At 61.9% G+C, this 14,702-nt stretch carries 14 protein-coding genes; 8 read left to right on the top strand and 6 right to left on the bottom strand.

The annotated features are described in order from the left end of the window. Positions 1–20 precede the first annotated feature (20 nt). Positions 21–497 (top strand): MarR family winged helix-turn-helix transcriptional regulator, encoded by a 477-nt coding sequence (locus B3C1_RS10955; protein ID WP_336391118.1) that lies wholly within the window; start codon positions 21–23, stop codon positions 495–497. Here B3C1_RS10955 and B3C1_RS19405 read toward each other — a convergent pair. Further along, complete coding sequence (locus B3C1_RS19405) at positions 466–1,233, bottom strand: DUF417 family protein (protein WP_008484841.1); 768 nt, start codon at positions 1,231–1,233, stop codon at positions 466–468. The two genes, B3C1_RS10955 and B3C1_RS19405, sit on opposite strands and share 32 nt — an antisense overlap. A gap of 146 nt (positions 1,234–1,379) precedes the next feature. Here B3C1_RS19405 and B3C1_RS10945 point away from each other — a divergent pair, with 146 nt between their 5' ends. After that, complete coding sequence (locus B3C1_RS10945) at positions 1,380–2,357, top strand: glutathione S-transferase family protein (RefSeq protein WP_008484839.1); 978 nt, start codon at positions 1,380–1,382, stop codon at positions 2,355–2,357. 40 nt (positions 2,358–2,397) lie between these two features. Here the strand turns inward: B3C1_RS10945 and B3C1_RS10940 are convergent, their stop codons facing one another. Both B3C1_RS10940 and B3C1_RS10935 read right to left on the bottom strand, forming a co-directional pair. Beyond that, positions 2,398–3,759 carry a TrkH family potassium uptake protein gene (locus B3C1_RS10940; protein ID WP_008484837.1) on the bottom strand — a complete coding sequence of 454 codons (1,362 nt, stop codon included), beginning with the start codon at positions 3,757–3,759 and terminating at the stop codon, positions 2,398–2,400. Further along, positions 3,756–4,406: a potassium channel family protein gene (locus B3C1_RS10935; RefSeq protein ID WP_008484836.1), complete on the bottom strand. Its 651-nt coding sequence runs from the start codon at positions 4,404–4,406 to the stop codon at positions 3,756–3,758. Before B3C1_RS10935 ends, B3C1_RS10940 begins: the two co-directional genes overlap by 4 nt. Positions 4,407–4,489: 83 nt before the next feature. Between B3C1_RS10935 and B3C1_RS10930 the strand changes: the two genes are divergently transcribed. From B3C1_RS10930 to B3C1_RS10920, 3 genes are read left to right on the top strand one after another with little or no spacing between them, the layout of a single operon-like run. Then, entirely contained in the window at positions 4,490–6,985 is a 2,496-nt protein-coding gene (locus B3C1_RS10930; protein ID WP_008484835.1) for an intermembrane phospholipid transport protein YdbH family protein, read from the top strand. Next, on the top strand, positions 6,982–7,164 hold the full coding sequence (locus tag B3C1_RS10925) for a YnbE family lipoprotein (protein WP_035481901.1): 183 nt from the start codon (positions 6,982–6,984) through the stop codon (positions 7,162–7,164). The genes B3C1_RS10930 and B3C1_RS10925 overlap by 4 nt, the downstream gene beginning before the upstream one ends. Positions 7,165–7,172: 8 nt before the next feature. Next, positions 7,173–7,493, top strand: a complete 321-nt coding sequence (locus tag B3C1_RS10920; RefSeq protein ID WP_008484833.1) for a YdbL family probable chaperone protein — start codon at positions 7,173–7,175, stop codon at positions 7,491–7,493. Here the strand turns inward: B3C1_RS10920 and B3C1_RS10915 are convergent. Further along, positions 7,483–8,799: a diguanylate cyclase domain-containing protein gene (locus B3C1_RS10915; RefSeq protein ID WP_008484832.1), complete on the bottom strand. Its 1,317-nt coding sequence runs from the start codon at positions 8,797–8,799 to the stop codon at positions 7,483–7,485. The genes B3C1_RS10920 and B3C1_RS10915 overlap by 11 nt on opposite strands. Before the next feature lie 259 nt (positions 8,800–9,058). Between B3C1_RS10915 and B3C1_RS10910 the strand changes: the two genes are divergently transcribed. Beyond that, positions 9,059–9,796: a FadR/GntR family transcriptional regulator gene (locus B3C1_RS10910; RefSeq protein WP_008484831.1), complete on the top strand. Its 738-nt coding sequence runs from the start codon at positions 9,059–9,061 to the stop codon at positions 9,794–9,796. A gap of 41 nt (positions 9,797–9,837) precedes the next feature. On the opposite strand, the gene araD1 is transcribed toward B3C1_RS10910, so the two are convergent. Together araD1 and B3C1_RS10900 are read right to left on the bottom strand one after the other, a co-directional pair. Next, positions 9,838–10,830: an AraD1 family protein gene (gene araD1 / locus B3C1_RS10905; RefSeq protein WP_008484830.1), complete on the bottom strand. Its 993-nt coding sequence runs from the start codon at positions 10,828–10,830 to the stop codon at positions 9,838–9,840. An 89-nt stretch (positions 10,831–10,919) separates the two neighbouring features. Beyond that, positions 10,920–11,870 (bottom strand): glycoside hydrolase family 43 protein, encoded by a 951-nt coding sequence (locus B3C1_RS10900; RefSeq protein ID WP_008484828.1) that lies wholly within the window; start codon positions 11,868–11,870, stop codon positions 10,920–10,922. Positions 11,871–12,127: 257 nt separating this feature from the next. Here B3C1_RS10900 and B3C1_RS10895 point away from each other — a divergent pair, with 257 nt between their 5' ends. Both B3C1_RS10895 and B3C1_RS10890 read left to right on the top strand, forming a co-directional pair. Beyond that, the gene (locus B3C1_RS10895) at positions 12,128–13,861 is read left to right on the top strand and encodes an IlvD/Edd family dehydratase (RefSeq protein WP_008484826.1); all 1,734 of its coding nucleotides are present in this window, start codon (positions 12,128–12,130) and stop codon (positions 13,859–13,861) included. Between the two features lie 14 nt (positions 13,862–13,875). After that, positions 13,876–14,646, top strand: a complete 771-nt coding sequence (locus B3C1_RS10890; protein WP_008484825.1) for an SDR family NAD(P)-dependent oxidoreductase — start codon at positions 13,876–13,878, stop codon at positions 14,644–14,646. Positions 14,647–14,702: the final 56 nt, after the last annotated feature.

Below are 14,702 nucleotides of genomic sequence, written 5' to 3'. Positions count from 1 at the left end.
TAATTTTTCAGGGGCTAATCGTGGACCACGTAGACAAGTTGTTGGCTCAATGGGCCCAGTGCCGGCCCGATCTGGATTGCCAGCCCATGGGCGTTTGGGGACGGATGTCGCGGATGGCGGCCATGGCGGCCCGGGAAATTGAAAAACCCTTCAAGGCCTTGGGGCTGACCAGCAGTGAGTTTGACGTGCTGGCCACCTTGCGGCGCAGTGGCGGCCCGGTAACCCCCACCGAGCTTTACCAGTCGGCCATGCTCAGCTCAGGGGCCATGACGGCGCGTTTGGACAAACTGGAAAGCCGTGGCCTGGTGCAGCGCAGCCCAAGTGCTGAGGACAGGCGCAGCTTGAGGGTGTCTTTGACCGAACAGGGCCTGGCCCTGATCGACCGGGCCCTGGTCTTGCACATGGCCAATGAGGCCGAGCTGCTCGCCCCCTTGAGCGAAGACGAGCAGCAGCAGTTGGCGGGCCTTATGAAACGCTGGCTCTTGGCCCGTGAGTAAGGGCTATCCAGGCGGCACCGGCCAACAGGGCGTCTTTGAGCAGGAAGGTCCCTGAGCTGGTTAGCCAGCAGTGCATCAGGGCTGCGTCGTAGAAGAAAAAGAAATGCAGGGTCACCGCAAAGGTGGCCCAAAGCCCCCAAGTACCGGGGCGGCGGCCCCTTGGGGTCAGGAAGATGGCCAGCAGCACCAGCTCAATCACCCCTATGGCGTAGGACACGCCCTGTACGCTGAGGCTCTTGTAGGGCCAGGCGGTGAAGGGGGAGCTTTGCATCATCTTGGCCACGCCCTGGGCCTCGACGGCGGTAAATTTCATGGCTCCTATCCAGCCAAACACCAGGGCCAAGCCCAGCACCGCCAGCCAACCGGCCAGGCGCCGATAGCCCAGCAGCCACAGGGGCAGGGCGCAGAGGGCCACCTCCTTGATGATGCTTTGGCCGGCACCTATGGCCGGGAAGCCTCCCAGGCTCTGTATCCACACCGGGTAGGTGAACATGCCCAGCAGCGGCAGGGCCAGCATCAGCAACACCGGCCACAGCGCCTGCTTATAGCGGGGGGTCAGCAGCCACAGGGCCAACAGCAGCTGCAGGCCGCCCCAGCCCATGGCTACCCAGGTGGGAATGGCCACAGGGCCCTGGGTCAGCCAGAAACTCAGGTTCATGGCCTTGGACATCAGGGTCGACAGGCCTTGCCAGCCGAGAAAGAGCACCAGCAAGGCGCGTAAGGTCAGGGTCATCATGGTACGACACTCGTAAAAACCGTCTATTGGACCCGCTGTTTATCGGCTTTCTTTCAGATAACCGAAGGGATTTGTTCAATTTTTAGGGTGGCGTCTAAGCTTGGGCTGTGTTGCCATGAAGGCAGTGAAGAAAATGGAGAAGCAGCATGGGACTTCTGGTCAATGGCCAATGGCAGGATAAGTGGTACGACACCGACAACAGCGGTGGCCAGTTCCAGCGTGAGGCGGCCCAGCTTCGCAACTGGGTGACGGCGGACGGCAGCCCCGGCGCCAGTGGCGAAGGCGGTTTTGCGGCGGAAAGCGGCCGCTATCATCTTTATGTGTCCCTGGCCTGCCCCTGGGCACACCGCACCCTGATCTTTCGAAAGCTCAAGGGCCTGGAACCCCATATCTCGGTGTCGGTAGTCAGTTTCTTGATGCGTGAATCGGGCTGGACCTTCGACAAGGCCACCGGCTCGGACGGTGACGCCCTCTTTGGCCACCAGTACCTGCACCAGCTCTATACCCAGAACAAGGTCGACTACAGTGGCCGGGTGACGGTGCCGGTGCTGTGGGACAAAAAACAGGGGCGTATCGTCTCCAACGAGTCGTCCGAGATCATCCGCATGTTCAACAGCGCCTTTAACGCCATTACCGGTAACGAGCGGGACTTCTACCCAGAGGCCTTGGCCAATGACATAGACGACATCAACAGCGTCGTTTATGACGGGGTCAACAACGGCGTTTACCGGGCCGGCTTTGCCACCACCCAGGAGGCGTACGAGGCTGCCTACGACAAGCTGTTCGATACGCTGGGTGCGCTGGAAGAGCGCCTGGCGCGCCAGCGCTACCTGGTAGGCAAGCACCTGACCGAGGCCGACTGGCGGCTCTTTACCACCCTGGTGCGCTTTGACGCCGTTTACCACGGCCATTTCAAGTGCAACCGCCAGCTGCTCAGCCAGTACCCCAACCTGTTCGACTATGTGCGGGAGCTCTACCAGTATCCCGGTATCAAGGACACCCTGGACTTTGGCCATATCAAGGGCCACTACTATGGCTCCCACCTCAACATCAACCCTACCGGCATTGTGCCCAAGGGCCCTGACTGTGACTGGGACAGCCCCCACCAGCGCGAAGGGGTCTGACAAGGGGATAAAAAGCCCGGCGATAAGCCGGGCTTTTTTGTCAGCCGATGGCCACCGGCTCTTCGGCAAAGCGGATCTGGTGGCTGCGGGGGGTGGCCAGCAAAAAGCCCAGGGTCAAAGGGCCGACCCGGCCCAGGAACATCATCACCATGATCACCCCTTTGCCCAGGGGGGACAGGTCGGCGGTAATGCCCCGGCTCAGGCCCACTGTGCCGAAGGCCGACACCACCTCAAAGCACAGATCCAAAAAGTGCTTGTCACTGTCGCTGATACAAAGCACGAACAGCGCCAGGAAGATCAGCATCAGGCTCAGCAGGGTCACCGCCAGGGCCTTGAACACCAGCACCGCCGGTACCGCCCTGTTCAGTAGCTTGGTCTGGGGGCGGCGCAGCAAAAAGGCGCGGGTGGCGGCGAGCAGCACCGCAAAGGTGGTGACCTTGATCCCCGAGGCAGTAGAGCCGGGGCCCGCACCAATCAGCATCAGCAGCAGCATCAGCATCACCGAGGCGGGCAGTAGCGCGCCCATGTCCAGGGTATTGAAGCCGGCAGTGCGGGTGGTGACCGACTGGAACCAGGCCGCCCAGAACTTGCCTTCCGTGTCCAGGCCCCCCAGGGTGGCGGGGTTGTGCCATTCAATGAGCAGCAGCAGCGCCATACCCCCCAGGCTCAGCACCAGGGTGCCCAGCAGCATCACCCTGCTGTGCAGGCTAAGGCCCTTGAAGCGCCGCTTCTGGGCCAGCTCCGACACCACCGCAAAGCCGATGCCGCCGGTCATAAAGAGCGCGGTGATGATGATATTGACCGGGCCAGACGCCACATACTGGCTGAGGCTGTCGGAGGATAGGGCAAAGCCGGCGTTGTTAAAGGCAGACACCGTATAGAACAGGGCATGCCAGAGCCCTTTTTGCCAGCCCATCTGCGGCACCCAGCACAGGGCCAGCAGCAGTATCCCGGCGCCTTCGGCCACCAACACGAAGCGGGCCAGGTGGCGTACCAGGCGCATCACGTCGCTGAGCTGGGTCTGGTTGAGGCTTTCCTTAACCAAAAACTGATGGCTGAAAGACACCCGGCCGGCCAGCAGCAGCAACACCAGCACCCCGAAGGTCATAAAGCCCAGGCCCCCCAACTGGATAAGCACCAGCAGTATGCCTTGGCCCAGGTAGGTGAAATGGCTGGCGGTATCCACCACCCCAAGACCCGTTACGGTAACTGCCGAGGTGGCGGTAAAGAGGGCGTCCCAGAAGGACAGGGGTCCTACCCTGGACCAGGGCAGGCAAAGGGCGGCGGCCCCGATCAGGATCAGCGCCAAAAAGCCCAGGGCCAGAACCATGGGCGGGCTGGCCGCCAGGCTCCTTTGCCCCTGCCATTGGCGGGGGCGGATTGACTGGTGCCACTGCTTCATAGGTCTTTGGACAGGGCTTGCAGGGCCGGCAATTTACCCAGCAGCACCAGTATGTCCCCTTTGGCGAGATCCTTGGCTGGCGGTGGTGACTGTGCCAGTTCGGTGCCCCGCTTGTGGGCCACCAGGGACAGTTGCCGCTCCTCGAGCTTGAGGTCGGCAACGGCCTTGCCGTCCAGGGCTTCGGAGGCGGCCACTTCCACCAAGAAGTGCTCGTTGCCAAGGGCAATGTAGTCTCGCACCGAGGGGTAGTTAAGGCTCTGGGCCACCCGCAGGCCCATCTCGTATTCGGGGTGGACGATGCGGTCCGCCCCTAGTTTGACCAGGATCTTGTGATGGGCCGGGTTCAGGGCTTTGACCCAGACTTGGCTGACCTTAAGGCTCTTGAGGTGCAGGGTGCACAGAATGGACGACTGCAGATCTTCGCCTATGGCCACCACCACGGCGTCGCAATCGCTCAGTCCCAGCTCGCTGAGGGCGTTTTCGTCTGTGGCATCCACCACCAGGGCCTGGGTGAGCTGGGGGGCCAACTGGTTCACCAGTTTCTGGTCACTGTCCAGGCCCAGCACTTCGTGGCCCTGGCGCATCAGCTCCAGGGCTATGGTCTGCCCGAACTGCCCCAGGCCGATGACGGCAAACTGACGATGCATATGCTTCCCTGTCAGAAAGGATTGTGCCCCCATTATGCCCAAGTTAGCCTTAGGAAACAGGGGCATGGATTGGGAGAGGCAAGATGGGCAAATGGCTGGGGGGCCTGGCGCTGCTGCTGTTGCTGGCGCCGCCCTTGCTGCTGGCCTGGTTCTGGCCCCAAGGCTTAAGCATCAGCGGCCTGGGCTGGTTCAGGGCCGACTCCCTGCGCTATCAGCTGGACGCTTGCCCCCTGGTACAAGCCAAGGACCTGCACCTGGATGGGCTCGTTCCCCTGGCCATCAGGGTAGGGGATCTGGCCGTGGCTCAGTGCCCATCTCAGGGAGGGGAAGTGACCCTGCCGGCCCTGCCCACCGGCACCTTGCACCTTTCCACCCTCCATTACCCGCCCCTACCGCCCTTGGCCGTTACCCTGGCCAGCCAACAGGGCAGGGTCACTGCCGAACTTCGCCACCAGCAAAGCCAACTGACCCTTCACTGGCAGCCCAGCGGCGATTTTCAGTTTGCAGGGCAGTTGTCGGATTGGGCCCCCACTCAGGGCTTGGTGCAGCTGCAAGGGCAGGGGCGCTTTACCGGCAGCTTGGAGTCACTGCACGTCAAGGCCAGCAGCCCGGCCTTGGGCTATGGCGGCCAGCAGTTGGCCCTTAGCGCCCAAGGGCAGCTGCAAGGCCAGCACTGGCAGCTGTCGGCCCACAGCCTGGCCCCCTTGACATGGCAAAGCCTGGGCGCGACCTGGCAGTTGGCCGCCCAGGGGGAGCTGGATAAAGCAACACTGGCCGCCACCCTTGATGGGGATATCAGCAGTCCCCTTGGCCCCTTGCATCTTAAGGCCCAGGCCAACGGGCTTGAGCGCCTGGACTGGCAGCTGACCGGGGAGCGCCTCGGTGCCAGCGGCAACCTGGATGCCGATGCCCTGACCCTGTCCCAAGGTGAGCTCAACTACCAAGGCGCCAGCCTCAGCCTGGCCAAGGCTGCCGTCTTGCCCCTGGCGGCGCAAGGCCAGGCGCCCGTAGAGCTCAGCGGCAGCTACCAGCAGCTGCAATTTACCCTCAAGGGCCAGGCCCTTTGGGGCCAACAACTGGCCCTGGATGCCAAAGCAACCTTGAGCGGGGGCTACCAGGGCCAGCAGTTGGCTGGGGTGTTGCCCTTTCGCATTAGCCAAGACTGGCTGCAACTGGCGCCCTTTCGCCTCAAGGTCAGCGGCCCCTATGGCCAAGGGGAGCTCAGCAGCGCCCAGCCCCAGGGCTTTGCCCTGGCCGAGCCGGCGTTGGCCCTCGGCCTTGCCTGGCAATACCAGGGGCGCCAGCTGACCGGAGATATCAGCCTGGCCAAAGACGCAGAAGGCCTGCTGGGGGGGATCAGCGCCCAAAGCTCGCCGCTGCTAGACAAAGGTGGGCGCCTGACGGTCAACGGCAGCTACCGGTTAAGCCCCGAGCCCATGCTGCTGGCCGGCAGTGCCCTGAGCCTTGAACAGGGGCTTTGGCAACAAAACCTGGTGCAGCCCAGCCGCGTCAGCCTGGCAACGCCCCTGACCTTCAGCGCTGGCCCCCATGGCACCCTGAGCCTTAGCGGCCAGGGCCTGGTGCGGGCCACTGGCCGCCTGCCGCCCTGGCAAGGGTCGTTGACCCTGGCCGGGGACAATGGCCAGTGGCAGCTGGCGGTACCGGCCTGGCAGGCCAGCGCAGGGGGGCCTTTTACCCAGGCCAAAGGGGGCTGGCAGGGGAGCCTGGCTGCCCGGCTCACCTTAAACAACGCCTTGAGCCAGGGATTGCCGGTGGCCCTGGATGGCGGCCGGGCCGAACTGGACGGCAGCTGGCGCTGGCCCGCTCCTCGCTTCAAGGGCACCCTGGCGCTGCACCAGGCCCAAGGTTTTTGGGGAGCCAGCCGCTTTGAAGGATTGGAAGGGCAAGGGCAGCTGGCCTACGGGCCGGATTGGTCCGGCACTGGCCAGTTACGCCTGGCCCTGGTGGATATAGGCACCCCGGTAACCGGGGCCAGTGCCCAGTTGGCTTATGGCCAGGGCCAGCTGCATCTTAGCGGCGGTAAGGCGGCGCTGCTGGGGGGCAGCCTTTTTGCGCCGCAATTGACCTGGCCCAGCAGCGCCTTGCAAGCGGTAAGCTTAAGCGGCATTGACCTTGGCCAGGTGGCGGCGCTGCAAGCCAAGCCGGTGGTGTCTTTGGGGGGCGAGCTGGCCGGTACCATCCCTCTTCGCCTGGAGGAGAGCGGCCTGAGTGTGAGCGGGGCCCGGCTCCATAACCAGGGACCTGTTACAGTGGAAGTGCTGGACGTGGATTCGGTGGCCAGTCTCAAGGCCAGCAACCAGGGAGTGCAGGTGGCGCTGGACGCCCTCGGCCACCTGGCGGTGGACAGCCTGCAGGCTGACTTTGATATGGACATCGATGGCCAGGCCCAGCTCAAGGTCTTGATTGAAGGCCGTAATCCGCGCCAGGATGACTTACCGGTGCGGCTCCATTACGCTCATCAGGAAAACCTTCGCCAGTTGCTGCGCAGCCTGCGTATCGGCGAAGAAGTGGTGGAAAAAGTGGAACAGCAAGTAAAACAACAGCGAGGCAAGCCATGAAACGATTGGCCCTGGTCTTAGGACCCTTGATGCTGGTGGCCTGTTCGCCAAGGGTGGCGCTGGAAGCCCCCAAGGAACCCATCACCATCAACCTGAACGTCAAGATAGAGCATGAGATCCGGGTCAAGGTCGACAAGGATCTGGATGCGCTCTTTGAGAAAGAAAGCGAACTGTTCTGAGGTATGCCATGAAAAAGACACTGTGGACCCTGGCTGCGGCCCTGATGCTACCTTTGGCCGCTTTCGCCCTGAATCTGGATGACGCCAAGGGCCAGGGGCTGCTCGGCGAGCAACCCGACGGCTTTTTAGGTGTGGTGCAGGCCACCCCCGAAGCGGTGGCCCTGGCCCAGGACATCAACCAGAAAAGGCGGGACGCCTACCTGCAAATTGCCCGCAAGAACGGCATCAGCCTGGAGCAGGTGGCCAACCTGGCCGGGCAAAAGGCCATAGAGCGCACCCCCAAAGGCCAATACATCAAGACCCCGGAAGGCCAGTGGGTCAGGAAATAGCCTGGGGTTTGTGACGGTACATGGCGAAGTCGGCCTGGCGAATGAGATCGTCGGGCCTGTCCCCCTGCCTGGCCGGCCTGGCCTGGCCCAGGGCTACGGTGATCTGCAGCTCCTGGCCACGGATAAACATGGGGGCCTGCACTGCGTCGACAAAACGCTGGGCTGCGCCCTGTACGTCCTTGAGGGAGGCCAGGTCCTGCAATAACAGCACGAATTCGTCCCCTCCCACCCGGGCCACCAGGTCATGCTTGCGGGCCGACAGGGCCAGGCGCTTGGCCACTTCCCCCAGCACGCCGTCTCCCACCGCATGGCCATAGCGGTCGTTTATCCCTTTGAAGTCGTTAAGATCCAGATAGAAAAGGGCGAAAGGCCTGCGGCGTTGGTGCCATTGCTCCAGGGCGTTTTCCAGACTGTGCATAAAGCAGCGCCGGTTGGGCAGGGAGGTCAGGTGATCATGATTGGCCCAGAAGATGGCTTTTTGGTGCTCTTGCAGCAGCAGCCAGACCAGGCCGGCAAAGGCGCCGGCCAGCAGCAGGGCGGCCAGGTGGAAGGGCACGTCACTGGGGACAGGTAGGGGCCTGGGGCTGGCCAGTAAGGTCCAATGCTCGGTCAACACCTTGACCGGCAGTCGGTATTGGGGCTGTGGCAGCACCTTGTCCCCCGCTATCCAGCCGTCGCTTTTGTGGCTGTTCTCCAGGCTCAGCTCAAAGTCGGTCTGCAGGGTATGAAAACCGGCGTCCTCCAGGATGCCGTCCAGGTCCAGCACCATGCCTACCATGCCCCAGGCCTGGCCGCCGTCGAGGAGCACCGGGCTGCGGGCTACCACCCCTGTGCCGCCCTGAACCAGGGAGACCGGGCCGTCCAGCAGGGTTTTCTTCTGGGCCAGGCTGTCTTGGACCACGGCCCACTGCAGCGGCAATGTGCGGTAATCCACCCCGATCACCGCTTCGTTGCCCTTGAGGGGGTAGACGTAGCGCATCACCAGATCGGGGGCGGCGGCGATATTGCGCAGGTGGTCGGAGGCCTTGAACAGCTCCCCCAGCATGGCGTTGATCTGTTCGGGGCTGGCGTTGGGTTGGGTGCGCAGGAAAGACACCAACCCCTGGCCAAGGTGCAGGGGGGCGTTGAAACTGGATTCCAAATTGGCTCTTAATTCGGTCAGGGCAGCCATGTGCTTGGCCCGCATAGCCTCCCTGGCGTGCAACTCCTGCAGCCGTACCACGTACTCTGCAAGGGTCAACACGGCGACAAACACCACGGCCGCCAACAACCACGGCCACTTGGGGGGGCGGGTCGCCAGGGACATCGGTGATTCCTGCTCTGTTGTCTACCTCATTCTTTGGGGGCTTGCCTTAAATGGCAAGTTTGTATGGCTAATATTTATTGATGCCTAGTTGATAAGTCCTTACTTGACAGCCAGGGGCGCCTTGGCGAAGGTCTTTGTGGATAGGCGTAGGGCCCTAAATGGGGTAGCATTACTGTTATTGTATTAAGGTTTGTGCCGGCCCAGCTGCAATGGGGTTGGTTCCTCCCAAGGCCCTGTCAGGGGCGCAAAAGGATACTTGATGGCAAGTCCCGCTAAGAGCAGGCCGCAAAGCATTCATTCCTGGGTGGCCCAGGAACTGGGTTCCCGTATCGTCAGCGGCGTCTACGCGCCGGGTGAGTACATTCCCAACGAAACCACCATAGGCGAAGAGATGGGGGTGTCCCGCACCGCCTTGCGCGAAGCCTTTAAGATGCTCAGTGCCAAGGGGTTGATCGAGTCCAGGCCTAAATTGGGTACCAGGGTCAGGCCCCGCAAGAACTGGAACATGTTCGACTCCGACGTGCTGCGCTGGTGCTTTGATAACAACCCCGAGCCCAAGTTTTACATGGCGCTCTACGAAATGCGCGAGATCATCGAGCCCAGCGCCGCCGCCTTGGCTGCCCTGCACCGCACCGAGGCCCAGATCCAAACCCTGGCCGACGCTTACCAGGCAATGGAAGCGGCGGAACACGGCACCGATGCCGTTTACACCAGCGACCTGGACTTTCACATCGCCCTGCTGGACGCCACCAATAACGAATTTATGGTGTCCCTTGGCATGACCATAGAGCGGGCCCTGGAAAGCTCCTTTCGCCTGTCCAGTGCCACCGCCAACGAGTTCGTGGCGTCCCTGCCTGGCCACAAGGCGGTCTTTCTGGCCATCAAGGACGGTGACCCGGCCAGGGCCAAGTTCGAGATGCAGGCCATCCTCACCAATGCCAAGAAGGCCCTGGTGCAGACCCTGAACGAGATGACGGAGCAGGCCGCCAACGGCTGACAACGAACGGAAAAAAACCGGCCCCAGGGCCGGTTTTTTGTTTAGAGGCTTTTCACCCTGGGCTGGGGTCCGCTGGCAATGGCCAGGGGATTTTGCAGGGCCCGGCCAAAGTCCGGTGCCCCAATCTCGAAGATATCCCCCGCCTGGGTTTCGATGCCGTCACCGAAACTCAGGGTGGCGGTGCCGAAGAAATGCAGGTGGGCGTCACCAGGGCGGTTGAACACCGGGTATTTGAAATGGTGGTCTTCCAGGTTGGCGATGCTGTGGGACATGTTGTCCTCCCCGCTCAGGAAGGGCTTTTCCCAGAGCACCGCGCCGTCTCTTAGGATCCGCGAGTAGCCACGGATATCCCGGGGCAGCTCTCCCACCAGCAGTTCAGGGCCCACGGCGCAGGGGCGCAGCTTGGAATGGGCCAGGTAGAGATAGTTCTGGCGCTCGGTCACATGGTCGGAAAACTCGTTGCCAAGGGCAAAGCCGATACGCCAGGGCTGGCCCTGCTCGTCGTTGATGTAAAAGCCGGCGATCTCCGGCTCTTCACCACCGTCAAGGGCAAAGGCGGGGGAGGTGAGCGCCTGGCCCGGAGCCACGACGATGCTGCCGTCCCCCTTGTAGAACCACTCGGGTTGTACCCCAGGTTGGCCCTCGGCTGGCTTGCCCCCTTCCAGCCCCATCTTGAACATCTTCATGCTGTCGGTCAGGGCCGCTTCCTTGTTGCCGGCCTGGGCATGCATCTTGGCGCGGGTATCGGCGCTGCCCAGGTGGGTCAGACCGGTGCCGGTCACATAGAGGTGGGCCGGATCCGGGTGGTCGAAGGGGGTCAGCAAGCGGCCCTGTGCCACTATGGACTCATAACTGAGGCGCTCTTCGCTGAGCCGCTGGGCGATAAGGTCGGCCAGGGACGCTTTACTGGCAATGGCGGCTTTGGCCAGTTCATAAACGCTGTGCGTTTCCTTGAGCGGCTGGACTTGGCTATGGGACAGGACCAGGGCCACCGCCCTTTGCTGGTCCTGGCTGATGAATTGGATTAAACGCATGCTGCCCTCTGCTACTGATATTTGTATTACAATATTATATTAATAGGGCCACCCTTAAGGTCAAGGGCTTTCCCTTGGCTCCGGGGCTGCTATTTGGCGGCCTCGGTGATCCCTTCGCTGGTCATCACCACCCTTTTCAAGGTGCCATCCGGGTTGTAGTAGAGCCTGTCTATGGCCACGCTGCGGCGAAATTCCCCACCGTCAGGCTGGGCGGCACCGGTGTGGTAGATGAAGTAGTCCTTCCCTTTGAACTCGATGATGGCCTGATGGTTGGTCGGGCTGTTGCCGGCCACTTCATTGAGTATGCCCCTGTATTGCCAGGGCCCTTTGATGCTGCTGCTGGTGGCGTAGACGATCTTTTCCGGAAAGTCCGAGGCATAGGACAGGTAATAGAGCTCCCCTTTCTTGTGCACCCAGATGGCCTCGGTGAAGTCAGGGAGGTCCAACGGCTCTATGGGGCCGTCCAGCTCGGTCATGTTGGCCTTGAGCTTGGCATAGCGGGGTTTGGTATTACCCCAGAACAGGTAGGCCTGGCCGTCGTCGTCGATAAAGACCGACGGGTCTATGTCGTCCCAATCGTTGGGGGTGTCTGTGGTCATGTCGTTGGTGATAAGGGCACTGCCCCTGGCGTCCTTGAAGGGGCCGAGGGGGCTATCGCCCACTGCGACGCCAATGGCAAAGCCGGGCTTGTCGTCCTTATGGCGGGCCGTTATGTACCAGTAGAACTTGCCATCCTTTTCAATGGCCTGGGACGCCCAGGCGTCCCCTTTGGCCCAGGAAAAGTCGGTGACCGACAGCCTGGGCCCATGGCGCTGCCAGTTCACCATGTCGGTGGAAGAGAAAACCAGCCAGTCGTTCATCTTGAAAAAGCCCTTGTTGTCTTTGGCTTCGTCGTGACCGGTGTAGAGGTAAACCGTGCCGTCATGAACCAGGGCCGCCGGATCGGCGGTGCGGTACTGATCGGTAAAAAGGGGATTGGCCCCGGCGCTGGCGGCCAGCATCAGGGAGCCGGCGGCCAGGGTCTTGAGATTGCTTGTCATGCTTCTGTCCATTGCCTTCCGTTAACGTTAAAGTGATATTGTATGACTTGTTGAGTCAGGGCAAGCCTTTCCATCTCCTGGGCCAGGGGATTGGTCTTCAGCCCAGTAATAGCAAGGGGTTAAGGCTTTTTTGGCCAGGGTTTCCGGGTTTCTGCCGCCAGGCGGGTACGACTTTGGTGTGGTTGACAAAGGGCGCCGGAGACGTAAAGATGCACACATAGATCTTATTGTATTACTAATAATCAGTGGGCGACGCAATGAGCAGCGACAACAAGAAAAAACTTCGGTCAGCAAGCTGGTTCGGCAGCAACGACAAAAACGGCTTTATGTATCGCAGCTGGATGAAGAACCAGGGGATACCGGATCACCACTTCGACAGCAGGCCGGTGATCGGCATCTGCAACACCTGGTCTGAACTCACCCCCTGTAACGCCCACTTCCGGCAGATCGCCGAAAGGGTCAAGAACGGCATCCGTGAAGCCGGCGGCATACCGGTGGAGTTTCCGGTTTTCTCCAACGGCGAGTCCAACCTGCGCCCCACCGCCATGCTGACCCGCAACCTGGCCGCCATGGACACCGAAGAGGCCATACGTGGCAACCCCATCGACGGGGTGGTGCTGCTGGTGGGTTGTGACAAGACCACCCCGGCCTTGCTGATGGGCGCGGCCAGCTGCGACCTGCCCACCATAGTGGTTACCGGCGGCCCCATGCTGAACGGCAAGCACCATGGCCAGGATGTGGGTTCAGGCACCTTGGTCTGGCGCATGCACGAGGAATACAAGGCCGGCAATGTTAGCCTGCAGGAGTTCATGGACGCCGAAGCCTCCATGTCCCGCTCCGCCGGTACCTGCAACACCATGGGCACCGCTTCCACCATGGCCTGCATGGCCGAGTCCCTGGGTACCAGCCTGCCGGGTAACGCCGCCATACCGGCGGTGGACTCACGCCGCTATGTACTGGCGCACCTGTCTGGCATGCGCATCGTCGAGATGGTTCATGAAGATCTGACGCTGTCCAAGGTGCTGACCCGTGACGCCTTTATCAACGCCATCCGCACCAACGCCGCCATCGGCGGTTCCACCAACGCCGTTATCCATTTGAAAGCCATAGCCGGCCGTATCGGTGTGGATCTGAGCCTGGACGACTGGCACCACGGCAAAGGGGTGCCGACCATCGTCAACCTGCAACCGTCCGGCCAGTACCTGATGGAAGAGTTCTACTATGCCGGCGGCCTGCCGGTGGTGTTGCGCCGCCTGGGAGAAAACGGCCAGCTCAACAAGGATGCGCTCACCGTCAACGGCAAGGCCATCTGGGACAACGTCAAGGACTCCCCCTGTTACAACGACGATGTTATCCGCCCCCTCGATAAGCCCCTGGTGGAAAGCGGCGGCATCTGCGTGCTCAAGGGCAACCTGGCTCCCCGTGGCGCCGTCCTCAAACCCTCTGCCGCCAGCCCGCACCTGATGAACCACAGGGGCCGTGCCGTGGTGTTTGAAAGCTTCGACGACTACAAGGCCCGCATTGCCGACCCAGATCTGGATATCGACGAGAACTGCGTCATGGTCATGAAAAACTGCGGGCCCAAGGGTTACCCGGGCATGGCCGAGGTGGGCAACATGGGGCTGCCACCCAAGGTGCTGAAAAAAGGCATCAAGGACATGGTGCGTATCTCAGACGCGCGCATGAGCGGTACCGCCTTTGGCACTGTGGTGCTGCACGTGGCCCCCGAGGCCATGGAATTTGGCCCCCTGGCGGCGGTGCAAAACGGCGACATCATTCAATTGGATGCCCACAACGGCGTCTTGCATCTGGAGGTGTCTGACCAGGAGTTGGCCGCACGATTGGAGAAACTCAAAGCCAATCGCGTCATCATGCGCACGGGCGGTTACCTGGAAATGTACCGGGAGCGAGTGCTGCAGGCCGACGAAGGCTGCGACTTCGACTTCCTGGTGGGTTGCCGGGGCGCCGAGGTACCGGCCCACTCCCATTGATCCCGAGGTTTGCCATGCAGTTATCCAACCAATATCCCAGCCTGAACGGCAAAGTGGTGTTTATCACCGGCGGCGGCTCCGGCATCGGCGCCAGCCTGGTGGAGGCCTTCTGCCGCCAGGGCGCCATTGTCGCCTTTGTGGACATCCTCGAGGCCGAGAGCCGGGCCCTGGTGGACAGGCTCAACGGCGAGCTTGGCCGCCCCCTGGCCCATTTCTACCCCTGCAACATCATCGATGTGGCCGCTCTCAAGGGGGTGATCGCCGCCGTGGGTCAGACCCTCGGCAACATAGGGGTGCTGGTCAACAATGCCGCCAGCGACAGCCGCCACGATTTTCGCGAGGTCACCCCCGAATACTGGGATGAGCGCCTCAACATCAACCTGCGCCCCCAATTCTTCGCGGCCCAGGCCGTTTACCCCCAGATGCAGGCCCTGGGCGGCGGCGCCATCATCAATTTCGGCTCCATGAGCTGGCACGAGGGCCAGGGCGGCATGCCCGGCTACACCAGCGCCAAGTCGGCGGTCCTGGGGTTGTCCCGGGGCCTGGCCCGCGACATGGGGGCGGACAATATCCGCGTCAACACCCTGACCCCGGGCTGGGTGATGACAGAGCGCCAGCTCAAACTCTGGGTAACCGAAGAGACCAAGCAAGACATCGAGAAGAACCAGTGCATCAAGACTCCCCTGATGCCCCACAACATTGCTGCCATGGCCCTGTTCTTGGCTTCTGACGACAGCAGCATGTGTACCGCCCAGGACTTCGTGGTGGACGGCGGTTGGATCTGAGGCCCCTGGCCCAGCTGAGCTGGTCGCCCAAAGGCGGCTTAATACACAGACAAAGG

Source organism: Gallaecimonas xiamenensis 3-C-1 (genome assembly GCF_000299915.1).
In the GTDB taxonomy this organism is placed as follows: Bacteria; Pseudomonadota; Gammaproteobacteria; order Enterobacterales; family Gallaecimonadaceae; genus Gallaecimonas; species Gallaecimonas xiamenensis.
Note: the sequence above shows the minus strand (reverse complement) of the source record. Positions and strands in the feature narration are given on the sequence as shown.

What these genes read in the sequence shown, in the direction of transcription:
- B3C1_RS19405 (WP_008484841.1), bottom strand. Translation starts at nt 1,233, where the DNA reads ATGATGACCCTGACCTTACGCGCCTTGCTGGTGCTCTTTCTCGGCTGG.
- B3C1_RS10945 (WP_008484839.1), top strand. Translation starts at nt 1,380, where the DNA reads ATGGGACTTCTGGTCAATGGCCAATGGCAGGATAAGTGGTACGACACC.
- B3C1_RS10940 (WP_008484837.1), bottom strand. Translation starts at nt 3,759, where the DNA reads ATGAAGCAGTGGCACCAGTCAATCCGCCCCCGCCAATGGCAGGGGCAA.
- B3C1_RS10935 (WP_008484836.1), bottom strand. Translation starts at nt 4,406, where the DNA reads ATGCATCGTCAGTTTGCCGTCATCGGCCTGGGGCAGTTCGGGCAGACC.
- B3C1_RS10930 (WP_008484835.1), top strand. Translation starts at nt 4,490, where the DNA reads ATGGGCAAATGGCTGGGGGGCCTGGCGCTGCTGCTGTTGCTGGCGCCG.
- B3C1_RS10925 (WP_035481901.1), top strand. Translation starts at nt 6,982, where the DNA reads ATGAAACGATTGGCCCTGGTCTTAGGACCCTTGATGCTGGTGGCCTGT.
- B3C1_RS10920 (WP_008484833.1), top strand. Translation starts at nt 7,173, where the DNA reads ATGAAAAAGACACTGTGGACCCTGGCTGCGGCCCTGATGCTACCTTTG.
- B3C1_RS10915 (WP_008484832.1), bottom strand. Translation starts at nt 8,799, where the DNA reads ATGTCCCTGGCGACCCGCCCCCCCAAGTGGCCGTGGTTGTTGGCGGCC.
- B3C1_RS10910 (WP_008484831.1), top strand. Translation starts at nt 9,059, where the DNA reads ATGGCAAGTCCCGCTAAGAGCAGGCCGCAAAGCATTCATTCCTGGGTG.
- araD1 (WP_008484830.1), bottom strand. Translation starts at nt 10,830, where the DNA reads ATGCGTTTAATCCAATTCATCAGCCAGGACCAGCAAAGGGCGGTGGCC.
- B3C1_RS10900 (WP_008484828.1), bottom strand. Translation starts at nt 11,870, where the DNA reads ATGACAAGCAATCTCAAGACCCTGGCCGCCGGCTCCCTGATGCTGGCC.
- B3C1_RS10895 (WP_008484826.1), top strand. Translation starts at nt 12,128, where the DNA reads ATGAGCAGCGACAACAAGAAAAAACTTCGGTCAGCAAGCTGGTTCGGC.
- B3C1_RS10890 (WP_008484825.1), top strand. Translation starts at nt 13,876, where the DNA reads ATGCAGTTATCCAACCAATATCCCAGCCTGAACGGCAAAGTGGTGTTT.